This is a genomic window from Paenibacillus sp. 2RAB27, assembly GCF_052115445.1.
Classification (GTDB): Bacteria; Bacillota; Bacilli; order Paenibacillales; family NBRC-103111; genus Paenibacillus_E.
The window spans coordinates 584379-598195 of the sequence record NZ_JBFRGR010000001.1; the positions used below are offsets into that span (position 1 = coordinate 584379).

The following is a 13817-nucleotide window of genomic DNA, read 5'->3' on the forward strand; positions in this document are numbered from 1 at the left end:
GACTAACCCTGGTGCCCAAAGACATGCACTGGTGTACTCACGATATAACCGCGTTCATCCGTGATTTGAATGAAACATGCAGACGTATTTTCCTCAAGTAGTGCTCGAATTTCATTTGGACCCCATTCGATGTGTGCTTCCTTCGTAAGCCATTCAATCTCAAACCAGTCTGATATCTGTGTTGCATATCGCAGCTCGGCCTTCACAATGGGAAGCTCTGATCTAAATACGACGATTACTTCCCCCACGTTCACTTTTTCACGTAGAATCTGTGGCAGTGCGTGACCACCCTTCGTTATGTGATCAGCAAAGGCATAAATCTCTGGTGCTTTCCATCCCGCCGCATGCGAGTGTCTCAATCCGAAATGAATGCTAAGGCTTGAGTCCACGCTCCCCTTGCGTGACGCTTGATACGATTTACTAAATAAGTGAAGCGGAAAATGAGGATCATGACTCCAATTCACCCATAGCATGGGAATCGTAATGCGATCGAAATACGCCGAAGGATCCCACAATTGCTTAATCTTCTTAGCATACTCAGGCGGCATTTGCTGAAAGCTTTGTCCATACTTATTGGTTGCTTCGAACAAATAGCCACAGCCATAGACTGGAATGGCATAAGAAAACCGTTCGTCCACGCCTGCGACAATACCGGCCACGATCCCTCCCCACGAAATCCCGTGCAAACCAATTTGATCGCTAGCCACGTTTTCAAAGGAACGCAGAAAGGAATGCGCCAGAATGACATTCGCAACGGCGTGGAACATCCACTGATCCTCCACGGGGCTTGCATAATCTGCAAATTCACCTTGCCGAGAGGGTCCGCTCCATGTGTGTTCTGGCCATACACCTTCCGTAGTCTTGGACGTAGCGATATGCCCTTCCAGATCCATGGCGATGGCTGCATACCCGCGGTCGTTCCACAGCTGTACCCATTCTTTGAAAGCGGTCCCCCCGCCTCCATGAACGAGAACTACGCCAGGGACCTTGGCTCCTAATGCAGCATCAGGTATCCCATAATAGGCAAATACGCGTGTTTGCTTACCTTGGTAAGGCAATGCCTCGTACATAATGGCTTTGATTTGATCATCATCCATTTCAGGAACGGATACTGCTTGTGTCGCTTGATACAGTGATTCCAGGTTCCATGGCAGAGGCGGATGATTGTTTTCCCGGTTTTGATGTTCGTTTTCCACTTGATATCTTCTCTCCTTCGCTTCGTATTGATTATCGTGCCGCTAGCGTAATTTCGGCAGATTGGAGACCGATCGATGTTCCTGAAACCACAATCTCCCCTGGGGTATTTCCGCTCTGAATTAATAACAGGCAATAGCCATTAAATGCCCGACGACGATTCGCTTTATCAGGCTCATGGCTGCTTGGATTACCGTTGCCAACCCCCAGAATGGTCCCGGCGCCCTCTACCGTGAAGTATACTTCGTTATCCGCGATCGGTACAAGGTTATCCGCTTGGTCACGAATCGAAACTTTAACTACACAGACATCCGTTCCATCCGCCTGTATGTCGGTGCGATCTGGCTCCATGTGTACTCGGTATGGGAAATCCGTCGTCTTCACCTTTTTCTCAGCAAAAAGTTCGCCTTCCTTATAGGAAATTGCTGTAAGTTCCCCAGGCTCATAAGGAACTTTCCATTCTAAATGCCCAGCTTTAATCATAGGCTGGATGCCAAGCGTACGTCCATTTAGTTGCAGATCAACCTCATCCCCATTGGAATAGACCCAGACGTCCACCAATTCGCCTTCTTTTCCAGCCCAATTCCAATGCGGCAACAGATGAACCATAGGCTCTTCCGTCCATACAGATTTGAGATAATAATAAACATCTTTTGGGAAACCGCATGTGTCCATGATGCCAAAATGAGAAGAAATGCACGGCCACCTGTAAGGAGTAGGCTCGCCACGATAATCAAAACCTGTCCAAAGAAATACGCCAGTCAAAAATGGATTCTCAATTACGTCGTTCCACGCTTTTTCCACGGTACAAGACCAAGAAGGCATATACATTCCTTCATAGGATGGACAATAGCCTCGTTCTGTATCAATGGCATATATACCGCGGGTGGTTGTGCTGCTAGCGCTCTCACTTCCAAGTATGATTCTAGACGGATAATTGAAATGATCGGTCAAATCTTGTTGCTTTCTTTGCCCGTAATTGTAGCCAACAATGTCAACTTGATCGCTGTACCCCTCTCCATTCCAGCCATGATTCATAGCCGCAAGCGTTGGTCGAGTAGGATCCAGTTTGCGGGTCACATTGGCAAGTGTTCGAAGAATACGCGAGCCTGTTATCTTTCCTTCCAGTATCTCTTCATTCTCCATGCACCAAACAATAATTGAAGGATGATTACGATCCMTCCGGATCAAGCTTTCTAAATCGGCAAGCCCGCTAGGAGAACTATCCAGCTTCCGATTCTCATCAATGACCATCATGCCTATACGATCACAGATGGCAAGCAATTCCGGGGTAGGCGGATGATGTGCGCTTCGATAGGCATTGCAGCCCATTTCCTTCAATAACTGAAGCTTATATGCGATAACACGATCTGGTAAGGCAACGCCAACCCCTGCAAAATCTTGATGATTACAAGTACCCTTGAGTAGAACAGACTCTCCATTGAGTAGAAATCCTTCTCTCGTAAAAGCAAGCGTACGTATCCCAAAATGGGTTTCATAGGTATCCACGACTTTCTTCCCAATACTCACTTCCGTGATCAATTTATAAAGAACTGGATGATCAGGTGACCAGCATTGTGGGAGTGCCACATCTACCCTGTTCTCAACTTCCACCTGATCGAACCAGGCTACCTCTACGCTTTCCGATGTAAAAGCAACCATCTCACCGGCTTCATTCACGATCGTGGAAGTGAGCCAACATCCGCGATCCTTCTCATACTCGTTGTGAATAACTGTGCGGATGACTACCTCAGCACGCTGCTCCGTCACATGAGGTGTCGTTACATAAGTTCCCCAATGTGCGACATGGAGACGGTCCGTTTTCTGCAGCCAAGTATGCCGATATATGCCGCCTCCCTCATACCACCAGCCTTCATATCGCGTAGCATCGACTCTCACAACGATGACATTATTCCCTTCATCACCGTAGCGCGCTTGATCAGAAATATCATAATAGACTTCCGTATATCCACTATCATGTGTTCCAAGCAGATGTCCATTAAGCCATACGGTACTGACGCCCATGACACCATCGAAATGTATGCTTATCTTTTTCCCACAATCTTCAGCGGGTAGCGCAAACATTTTCCGATATAAGCCAATCCCCGTAGGCAAATATCCATGACTGCCAGGTCGGCTTCCAAGGTTCGGGTCATTCCGCACTTGTTCCTCCACAACCCAATCGTGAGGAATGCTGATCCGTTGCCAATCCTTTGGTACAAGGGCATCTTCTGTCGTTTGATCTACAAAAGCAATTTCTAACCATTCTCCCAGTTCTTGACTCCCAATGTCTGTGATACCACCTGTCTTCCCTGCTTTTACGGCGTATGGAATCGATATATCTCCTTTATGGAAAAACCAATCCTTGTCGAAATGCTCTTTCGATCTTACTTTTTGATACGTCATTTCAATGCACTCCTTTAACAATAAATGTATGCTATATAACTTTATTGAAATTATATTCCTGAACAAAACCTTCAACAATCAAAGAATATTTATGCTAATATAACAATATTAATGTAAAGGGATGAGCGTGATGACAATGAAACATTTCTTCTGGCATGTCCTAACCGATATTGATTTTCAATTACCTCTTTATCTGGTCTCAACGGGCTACTGGGTGAATCAACCAACCGTAGTGAGAAAGGATGGCTACAAGGCATATCAATGGATTCAGTGCTTTGACGGGCAAGGAGTTCTCGAAATCGAAGGGAAATCGATGACACTTTCCAAAGGACAGGGCATGTTACTATACCCGGAAGTACCTCACCGATATTATCCCGTAGAGGAACCATGGACGGTACAATGGGTTGAATTTAATGGCCATTTCGCTGGGCCACTTTTGCAATCCATGCAATTTAACTGCTCTATGGTTCTCTTTATGACGAAGCCTGACATGGTCGAAGCCAGAATCAATGAAATTAATCATCTTTACAGCATTCGTAATCAAATCTCAAGCTATGATGGTTCCCATCTGTTGTATGGCTTGCTTATGGATTTATTTCGATATACATCCACATCAGATACTCGCTCGAATCAGGAGCAATTGGAGCAGCTAAAGCCGGTTATCGACTACATCCAGCAGCACTTTGAGCAGCCCCTAACCCTTCAGGACTTGGCCAATCAACTGGGTGTTACACCGCAATATACGTGTGTTCTATTTCAGCAAACGTTAGGCACAAGGCCTTTCGCCTACATCAATCAGTATCGGATTCTTAAAGCGAAAGAATTTCTTCAATTATCCCCTGATCTCGAAATAAACCATATTTCGGCAAAAGTTGGCTTTGAAAGTCCGAGCTATTTTATTAAGTTGTTTAAACGAAGTGAAGGCATCACGCCCAATCATTTCCGAAGCGTGTACAAACTAACATGAAGAGGCTGAATCTCTCTGTAGAAGATCTACGTGAGATTCAGCCTATTGCTGTTTATTCGAGCATTTGTAGCTCGAGAATAAAAATTACTGTTAAACATAAATCCGTGCTTTTTATTGAGATAGGCGACGGAATTAATCACTATATGGTTGACTGCTATTTTTTTCCCACCTAATTTATACCCGTTACCGTCGCATATTCAGAATCTTTCATCTCCTAACGGACAAGAAAAACGTTATTTGGCATGGAGTGAGACTTCCCTGAATCTAACGGACACGATTGCCTTTATTTGCACCTAATAATAGGAAATAAGCAAAATTCTAGTGAATAGCGACGTTTGTGTCCGTTAGAATTTCAAAAACACTGATTTGGAGCAAATAAGGCCAGTTGAGTCCGTTACGAACAAAAAACCGTTCCCCTGCATCACTCCAATGAGCGCTATGCAATGAAACGGTGTGTGCTTCACTCCGTCGATCTCCATTCTCTAGGTGAACATACATCCAGTTCTATATTCGGATATGCTGCTGTTTTCCTTTTTTCAAAAAAGTTATACTTAATCATATGAATCCCCTAAAAGGAGTGATCCATCCTTGCAGTATGAGCGCCTGCCCCTAGCTGCCGGCTACACGATCCAAGAGAAATACGCCCAATTCACCGACCATGATTTACATATGCACGATGCTCTCGAGGTCAGTATAGCGCTGGACCAAGGGATGAAATACAAGATCGGAGATGCGTGCTATTATGCAGGTCCAGGGGATATCTTCCTGCTGCGTCCCTTCGAGCCGCATTCGAATCTAACCCAAGAGGAGGGGCAGCCCAGTCGTTGGATCATGCTGCTTTTCTCTCCTTCTTTCGTTGGGGTCATGCCCCGAGGTTCCAGTTTGCTTACACCTTTTTACATGACGAATACTTCACCACTCATTCCAGCGGATTCGGATTACGCTCAATCGGTAAAAAGACTGGCCCTTGAAGCGCTCGAGGAAGCGAAGCACTCGCTCCCCGGATGGGAACTTCAGCAGCAAACCTTGATGATCCAAATGCTTGTTCATATGCAGAGGTACTATTTGATGCATAACCGCGATCAACTACTAGAGGATTCCTCCGCGCAGGGCATTATCCAGGCAATTGACTATCTCATGGCGCATTGGGCAGAAGAGTTGGATATGGACATTGTGATTGAACAATCGCACCTCAAGAAAACGTGGTTCTATACCAAATTCAGGGAAGTGACGGGATTAACTCCGAATGAATTTATCATTCGGTTACGTCTTCAATATGCCGGTCATATGCTTCAATCGACAGCGAAATCCATTACGCACATCGCCCTAACTTGTGGCTTCGGATCAGCGAGTTATTTTAATAAAGTATTCAAAGAGCTCCATCACTTGACTCCGAGGGAATATCGCAAGCGTTGAACCCTTGTCGTACCCACTCCGTCTAGAGTTGGTATCCTGATAGCTGTACGCGGTCTTCCAGCAACTTGCCCGTCTTCGCGTAACGGCAGTTCACCGCTCCAACTTGGAAAGCATAGGCACGTCTTGGTCTATCCGTATGATTCATTTTACTGTGGTGGAGCGTTTCGCGATGGAAAAATACCGCATCCCCCGGTGCCATCGGATGGCATGGCGTTCCGTTGGCAGGCTCATCTGCTCGTTTATGCCCCTCTTCTGTATTGAGATTTGGTTGTCGACCTAGAAGATGGGAACCAGGCGCGAGCCAAAGTCCCGCATTCTCCTGCGAGATATGATCAAGTGCAATAAAACCATTCAGCATGTGACCAAGAATATGTGTGTATTGATTATCCTGGTGCCACTCGAGTCCCTTCCCCTGCGGATCCACAACGGCATACATCCCCATCCACAGCTTGACCTCATCGCCCAAAATTCGTTCAAACACACCAACGACATCCTGATTCGTCAGAAAGCTTGTTGTTTCAGGATAAGCAGCTTTCTCTTTGGCGATGTCGATAATTGCATGACTTTTCCACTGCCCGTCGCCTAGCGTATTCGCGAACACGGCATTCTCATTGTTGATCGCTTCCACGGTCTCCGCAGTTATAAATCCTGGTGCGTAAAAGTATCCCTCCCGATAAAACTGGTTGATCATTTCCTCTGTTAATTGAAAGTTCGTAACTCGTGACATCGCGACTGCCTCCTTAAGATCCCTTGATTACTTCCCTTCCATCGTACTGAATTTAACGTGAAATTTCTTGCATTTACGAGAGTGAGAATTAGCAATTTTGTTCAGTGGCGGCATGTTTCATGACTCATGAGAAAGAGAAATTGCCGCAGATTAGTGATCTGCGGCAGTTGTATGGAGCATTTGTATCTATCAGCTGCATTAGATGGAAAAAGTACATCTATTTCCGTGTTTCCTTCCCTGTTTTATGAAATAACTGGAAAACATACAGCTAAAATCAATCATTCTCGTCAATTGTAGCCGAAACACGAAAATTAGATGGAGCTTTTCCAGTTAAAATCCAATCTAGTTCAAATTGAGTTGAAATAACTGGATATTTTCCATTTATTTACGAAAACTGCTTTACTCAGCCGGTTTAGCGAGTTGAATCATCCCTTTGTTTACCTCGATGGGCCACATAACTGGACGCTCCAATGGATGCTTGTTCGGCTGATGAATGGTCAACTGGAGCGTACCGTCAAATTTGTGAAATATCATGCCGTGTCCGCCATCGCGGATATCCAGCGGTTCCGCATCTTGTATCCAAGGTCCGGTCACCTTACCTGAGGACGAGCGGGCTAAGCCCATCGTATACCCATTTACCCCAGTCGTCGACCAGAGCATGACAAGTTCGCCATTCGGCATTCGGTGTAGATAAGGGCCATCCGTGACATAGTTGCTTGACTGCTCGCCAAAACCAACTGACCATGGAGCCTCCGAGGCACGGAATAAAAGGATCGGCTCGGAAACGGCTTTCTGAAGATCCGCCTGCAGCTGAACCGCGTACATCTCTCCATCCTTCACTTCCAGCCACTCCCGGCAGAAAATCATCCATGGAGTCCCCGATTCATCCTCGTACAGCGTGCCGTCCAAGCATTCCCAATCCCGAGGCGTAAGCGTATCACCCGCAGGTTCGAATGGCCCCAGCGGCGTATCGGCGATCAGCAAACAGGTAGCTCTGCATCGATTGTCGGCTTTGAAGCTGGCCAGCGTATAATAGCGCCCGTCACGCGCATAGACCTCCGGAGCCCAGTAGTGTTTATTTGACCAGAAGTCAGGCGATGGACGGAAAGCCTGAAATGGTCCTTCCCATCCAGCTAAATCCTCACTGACATACACATCAAATCCGATTGCTGGACCTTCCCACACATTTTGCCCAGTAGAACCGTACAAATAATATTTGCCGTTCGTCTGATCAACTAAGACATACGGATCGCGGAAATGAATGTCGCTTAACTGTAGTAGACTCATAACTAGTAATCCTCCAGCGGTTATTTCCCTTCATTATAGGGGGATCAGCGATTAAACAGCAACATTACTTCACATCGACCACAATGGAAGGCAGCAATCGTCCGTGTACGTACGGCAGTAAACGCCAACGACCTTTTTCCGGGAGCATCATCAGGGTAGGAAGATGTCGGTCAGCACCATTGTTTGCTGGCCCTAAGGCGTTAGCTGATGCCGAGAGATTAGATGAAAATACTTCGACAAATGAATTCGTTCCTTCTTTTACGGCATAAACTTGGAATGGCCCAGCAAGCTCTTCATCCGTCCCCCAGAAATGCCACATATATTTCTGATTTCTTCCAGCTATAAATCCAGCATCAATAAAGCCAATCTGTTTCGCAATACCGCGCATCCAATAATTCCCTGATTGAAACATCGGACTTAGCTCCCAAGATGGTGTTTCCAAATTTACGATTACATGTCCGAATAACTGATCGTCTAATTTCACGTCTAGTCGCCACATGCCTTCAAGGGGAAGCGTAAATCGGGTCGTATACCTTTCAAGGCTAAGATACCCAGGGCTAGGTGTTTCAATTTTCTCAGAAGCGACCGTTTCACTTCTTCCAGTTTGTAGCTGTACAGCCTGAATAGTTAACGTTTTACCTATAAAGGTCTCCATTGCAGCTTCAAAATGAAACATATACCCATTCATTTCTCCAGCCCTCGCGTTAGGCTCAGGAGCTACATAAAAAATCAGACGCCCCTGCTCATAGTAAGCTTTCTGCTCATGGATATTTGCATATTCGGGACTTGGCCCACCTACGAAACCAAACACAATCACAATAACTAGAATCATCATAGTTGCCGCCCCAAATTTATATCGTTGTTTGGAGGAATCACTCGTTTCAGTGACACGATGAAGGACACGATTTGTGAGTTTCTTTGTAAAATGTCGATCTTCAAAAGGCGAATCTGCCATTCGCTTTGCCCAGGCAGGCTTTTCATCATTCATCCCCTACACCTCCTCCTTGTTATAGGTAACTAACGCATTCATCTTTTTCTTGGCCCGATTTAATCTTGATTTGATGGTACCAACCGAGACATGCAATAGCTTGGCAATTTCAATCATTTTGAGTCCATAATGATAATCCAGAATAAGCACTTCCCGATATTTACGAGGTAATGTCATCACCAAGTCCCAGAGATCACGTGTGTCATTCCGATCGAAAACAACCTGCTCCGCAGCTGGCGAGCTGCCCGTCGAGATGAACCGATCCGTCAAAGTTACTTTTCGAAAGAATGCCCCTTGCAGGTAATGGAGTGATTTATTTCTTGTGATTGTAAGCAGCCAACTCTTCACAGAGCAATCCCCGCGAAACGCATACATCCCAGTAAATGCCGCAAGAAATACGTCTTGGGATATATCGTCTGCCACATGAGAACGGCGTGTTAAGAAAAAGGCAAAGTTCCATACATCATCCCCGAACTCTTCCATTAAGTCTCGTAGTACAAGCTCCCGGTCATACCCTTGAGCCAAATATTTTAAATACTCGAAATCGTTCGCCACGCGCTCACCTCAACTAATAAGACCGTACAACCCGGAAAAGGTTCCTTATTGTGGAAAAAAAATAGCTCCAGACCTATATAAAGTCTAGAGCTACCGCATTACCGTTCAAGTATTATTCTTTTACACGTCCAAATAATCCTCAGCCAACATAGCAAACAACACGTGATCCTCACGTACGCCATTAATTTCCAACAACTTGCGTGCCAGCCCTTCTTGCTTGAAGCCTGCTTTTTCCAACACACGCATCGACCCCACATTACGCGGCATGACACCTGCTTCTACACGTAGTAATCCTATTTCTTCAAACGCGAATTTCATGATCAGTTGAATCGCTTTTGTCATGTACCCTTTTCCATTATGCGCCTGGTCCATGCTATAACCGAGAATGCACTTCTGATGTGGCCCACGTTGGACTTCAAAAAGCGAAATATCACCAATAAGTTGATCCGTTTCCGTTAGAAAAATGCCGAAAGCGTAACGCTTATCTTCTTCTCTTTGTTTGATCCCGTTTTCAATGCCCTTCTCTTGTACTTCTTTTGTATAAACAGATTCATTGCGCTTAGGACTAACGCCCTCGAATAATTCACGATTACGCAGCATGAGGTTCAGCATATCATCAGTGTCACTTACATCCAGAAACCGGATGTAGACTCTACCATTATTGTCATTCATGAATACCATCCTTTATCTAGAAGTCCTGTTATTATACGTCGGAATAAAGAATGGTTCAAATCACGCTATTTTTGTTTAAGAAAATAGTGCTGTAATTGGTTAGCGAGCTCATCATCCGAAAGGGGATTCCTGTGTGTGTTTTCCAAGTAAATATATTTCTCCGTTTCTGGCATAAGGTATTCTTTGTACCAGTGGAAAAAGTCTGGACTATCCCCCTGCATACGCAGGAATCTGCGCAGTGTATCTATATTAGTAACGGTACTCGCGATATTCGTTAACCAATCGGCACGATAGAAATTCGCCCATTTGCCATGCTCTGCCAAGCGAAGTGCCTGTAAACCTTTGTCGTAACACCACATGGATTGTGAAGCAAATACGAAGGCTTGCGCATATTGTTCGCTCCGAGCAGCTACATAGGAACGGCAGAGCCATAGCAATCCTTCCGAACCTGTCTGGTGAATGACACCTGGCAGCCACAAATGGTCAATAGCTCGCTGTTTGTCCTCACCATCCAATTTGCTAAGCAGCTCCTCACATGCCTTGACCCACTTGGACCAAGAAGCATGTCCCTCTTCAGCTCGCTGTTCAAACCATTGTATTTGCTCAGCGAAACTACCTTCTCCCGTCGCCCACAGCAAGCCACGATCCGCTTCATTTGTACGCCCTTGCAGCCAATGACCGATCAATCTTCTCGCAGGATGATTATAAAACTCGTCTCCAGCCAGATCATCAGCATGAGGCCCATATGCAATGGAGGCATCTGTATACGTGCGATACAAACCAGCAATTTCTTCCTGATGACTTGGGTAATAGCGACTAACAAATGCCTGTAAATGAGTCTCGACATCCATCGTTCCTTGAAGCCACAGCTCACGAACAAGATCTAGCAAATACACGTGCTGACGAATATTCCCGCAATTGAGCAGGAGATAATCGGTACATCCCGCTTCAAAAGCGCTCTCCAGTTCCTCCTTCACAAAGGCAGCCGAACCCTGAAACATCGTCAAATGATTCGATGCTTGAAGATCATGGAAGGTCACGTGGTAATAGATACCATGCTGACCACCATCATCCGCAGCAGGCAGCGCTCGCATCCGCACATTCAAATTCCCGTGCCGACGAGACACCATTTTGCCATACCCATTATCCGCCCAAATTTTGATCACATCATGAGGCAATTCAATATAACCGTCTTTATATAGCTCTGCAATCTCACCGTACAAAGCTACACAATAGACGGGGTTATCAACGGCTTCCTTAATCATCTCGTATTGGCGATATATGACGCGGGAAATCATTTCCCCACGCTTTGTTGGTGTATCAAAGGATGGATCATTCTCCCAAAAAGGCTTATCCCCCTGCCCTCTGAATGAGAGCACCCACAGAATGTTTTGATTCTTTTGCTTCTCAATGGCTTTCAGCCATAACTTTTCAAATAATTCAGGGGCCTCCTTGTAGCTGGCCGATCTGCCAGTATAAGCTCTTAGGAACATTTCTGCGCCCAAAGGCTCCGCGTGATGATGGGTAATCCACAACCCCATTTCTGCTGCTAGCTCTAAATGAATACCTGTCTTCGGTAGATCCGTCCCCGGAATCACCATATTTCCACCACAGCGAAGCAGCGCTTCAAAAACGGGCAGCCATACTTCACGCGAAGGTGGGTACGTCTCTTTCCATCCTATGAGACATACCTCATCGTTGACGAACCACCCGCGGAATCTCACTTTAGCTACAGGTGAGTTATAGGGTTCGCAATTCACTTCTATCGTAGTGCATTTCTGAATCGGCTGATCCATCCAATACCAGAATGGATGAATGCCTAGAATCGTTTCACTCACATGCAAGATACCGTAAACGAGCCCCAAGTCATCATTAGCAACGACATGTAATTGCAACTTCTCACCATCGTGCGTATATCGTAGAGCAAATGCTTCCGTATGCATCGCACAGCTATCATGCTCAGACGCATAACGAATGACAATCTCTGCATGTGCGGGTTCATTTACTAGAATTGGTTCCGTACCGAGCACATGTAGGATATCTCTAGTAAGCATATTTAAGGCATGACGAACTGGCATTCCCAATCGATCTGGCGGACAAATAGAAAGCCTTCCCTCCAGCCGTAACGTTGATTTACTATTCACATTTATATGCAAGTCTACACCCCTATCGAAGGAAAAAATCATGGCGCGTCCTAAGAAGCGACAACGCCATGATTCTATGCCATCTATTATTTTTTTACTGCTGTATCATACTCTTTAGCTTTTTTCATTAATTCTTCGTAAGCTTGATCAGCTGTTGCTTTGTCGAACATAACTTTCTCTACGATCGTTTTGTAGTCTTTCTTGAAGTTACCCCAGCCTTGCGGTTCAGCCACGAATTTCTGTGCTGCCGGTCCTACTTTGTTAATGAAATCAACGGATGTTTTGTCAGACGCGCTGAAATTTGGTGCTAAAGTCGTTACGATTTTCGCATTTCCTGGAATACCACGTGTTAATGATAATGTTTTCCCTGCTTCTTGGTCGTTAATGAACCATTCAACGAATTTCTTCGCTTCATCTTGTTGCTTGGAGCCTGCGTTCACACTCCAGAACATGCCTGGTTTCAACCAACCACCCGTTTGACCTGCTTTAGGAAGTGTTGTAAATCCAAAAGCGTCTGGTTTAAGACCATTAATAGCACCAACTTGGTTGGAGAAAATGTGACGAGCAAGCGCTGTTCCATTGACCACACTATCCATTTTCGGATCAAGTTCTTTGTCTGTCACCGTAATATCAGCAGGTGTAACGATGCCTGCTTTACGCATTTCGGATTGCTTATTCATGTAGGTAATCCATGTATCTTTATCGATCGATAGCTTGTTATCTGTAAAAGACTGCCCTTTACCTTGACTAAGCTGATAAGCTGTATAGTCAACTAAATCTGAGCTTTGATCAACGAAAACGTATTTATCTTTCCCTAGTTTGGCTTTGGCATCTTGACCGAATTTATAGTAATCATCCCAAGTCCAGTCCCAAGCCGGTGCCTTTAAACCTAATTTCTCGATCACCGTTTTATCGTAAGCCATGCCAAGTGCGGCAGTTCCTAACGGCATTGCGAAGAGCTTGCCATTCACTTTACCTGATTCGATAAGCGCTTTATCCATATCTGCAACATTAATGCTGCCTAGATCAGCAACCAAATTACGTCCAACATACTCATTCAAGTAAGCAGCATCCATTTGGATAATGTCAGGCGCATTTTTCGCTGCGAACTGAACGCCGAGCTTATCGAAGTAGCCGTCCCAACCGGAGAATTCGCTTTCAAAAGTAACATTTGGATGAAGTGCCGTATATTGAGTTAATGCCTTCTGAGTCGCATCATGACGCTCTTGCGCTCCCCACCAAGCAATACGCAATTTGACTGGAGCGGCTGGTTCCGCTTTAGTCGTGGCAGCTGCTGTTGGTTGAACCGTAGCTTTCGCTGGAGCTTCCTCCGTTTTGGATCCACAAGCTGACATGGATGCCACGACAACAAGTGATAGTGCAGTAGTCATTAATTTTTTCTTCATTGTATAATTACCCCTCTCGCATATGTCGATCTCACACACTTATCGTATCGCTGAA

The 13817-nt window shown here is 45.4% G+C and carries 11 protein-coding genes; 2 read left to right on the top strand and 9 right to left on the bottom strand.

Annotated features, from left to right (window positions below; genetic code table 11):
* Window positions 1-2: 2 nt before the first annotated feature.
* Window positions 3-1196: an alpha/beta hydrolase family protein gene (locus AB4114_RS02740; RefSeq protein WP_441986999.1), complete on the bottom strand. Its 1194-nt coding sequence runs from the start codon at window positions 1194-1196 to the stop codon at window positions 3-5.
* A 31-nt stretch (window positions 1197-1227) separates the two neighbouring features.
* A complete protein-coding gene (gene galA, locus AB4114_RS02745; RefSeq protein WP_441987000.1) occupies window positions 1228-3600 on the bottom strand; it encodes a beta-galactosidase GalA in 2373 nt (790 codons plus the stop codon).
* A gap of 130 nt (window positions 3601-3730) precedes the next feature.
* On the opposite strand from galA, the gene AB4114_RS02750 reads away from it, so the two are divergent.
* Both AB4114_RS02750 and AB4114_RS02755 read left to right on the top strand, forming a co-directional pair.
* A complete protein-coding gene (locus AB4114_RS02750; protein ID WP_441987001.1) occupies window positions 3731-4567 on the top strand; it encodes an AraC family transcriptional regulator in 837 nt (278 codons plus the stop codon).
* 588 nt (window positions 4568-5155) lie between these two features.
* Window positions 5156-5983 (top strand): helix-turn-helix domain-containing protein, encoded by an 828-nt coding sequence (locus AB4114_RS02755; RefSeq protein ID WP_441987002.1) that lies wholly within the window; start codon window positions 5156-5158, stop codon window positions 5981-5983.
* Window positions 5984-6005: 22 nt separating this feature from the next.
* Here AB4114_RS02755 and AB4114_RS02760 read toward each other — a convergent pair whose 3' ends face one another.
* The 7 genes from AB4114_RS02760 to AB4114_RS02790 all read right to left on the bottom strand — a co-directional run bounded on the left by AB4114_RS02760 (window position 6006) and on the right by AB4114_RS02790 (window position 13762).
* On the bottom strand, window positions 6006-6710 hold the full coding sequence (locus tag AB4114_RS02760) for a phytanoyl-CoA dioxygenase family protein (protein WP_441987003.1): 705 nt from the start codon (window positions 6708-6710) through the stop codon (window positions 6006-6008).
* Window positions 6711-7109: 399 nt separating this feature from the next.
* The gene (locus AB4114_RS02765) at window positions 7110-7997 is read right to left on the bottom strand and encodes a glycoside hydrolase family 43 protein (RefSeq protein WP_441987004.1); all 888 of its coding nucleotides are present in this window, start codon (window positions 7995-7997) and stop codon (window positions 7110-7112) included.
* 64 nt (window positions 7998-8061) lie between these two features.
* Entirely contained in the window at window positions 8062-8985 is a 924-nt protein-coding gene (locus AB4114_RS02770; protein ID WP_441987005.1) for a DUF4871 domain-containing protein, read from the bottom strand.
* Between the two features lie 3 nt (window positions 8986-8988).
* A complete protein-coding gene (locus tag AB4114_RS02775; RefSeq protein WP_441987006.1) occupies window positions 8989-9540 on the bottom strand; it encodes an RNA polymerase sigma factor in 552 nt (183 codons plus the stop codon).
* Between the two features lie 120 nt (window positions 9541-9660).
* Window positions 9661-10212, bottom strand: coding sequence for a GNAT family N-acetyltransferase (locus tag AB4114_RS02780; RefSeq protein ID WP_441987007.1), 552 nt, complete (start codon window positions 10210-10212; stop codon window positions 9661-9663).
* 65 nt (window positions 10213-10277) lie between these two features.
* Window positions 10278-12368 (bottom strand): glycosyl hydrolase 115 family protein, encoded by a 2091-nt coding sequence (locus AB4114_RS02785; protein WP_441987008.1) that lies wholly within the window; start codon window positions 12366-12368, stop codon window positions 10278-10280.
* Between the two features lie 74 nt (window positions 12369-12442).
* Window positions 12443-13762 carry an ABC transporter substrate-binding protein gene (locus AB4114_RS02790; RefSeq protein ID WP_441987009.1) on the bottom strand — a complete coding sequence of 440 codons (1320 nt, stop codon included), beginning with the start codon at window positions 13760-13762 and terminating at the stop codon, window positions 12443-12445.
* Window positions 13763-13817: the final 55 nt, after the last annotated feature.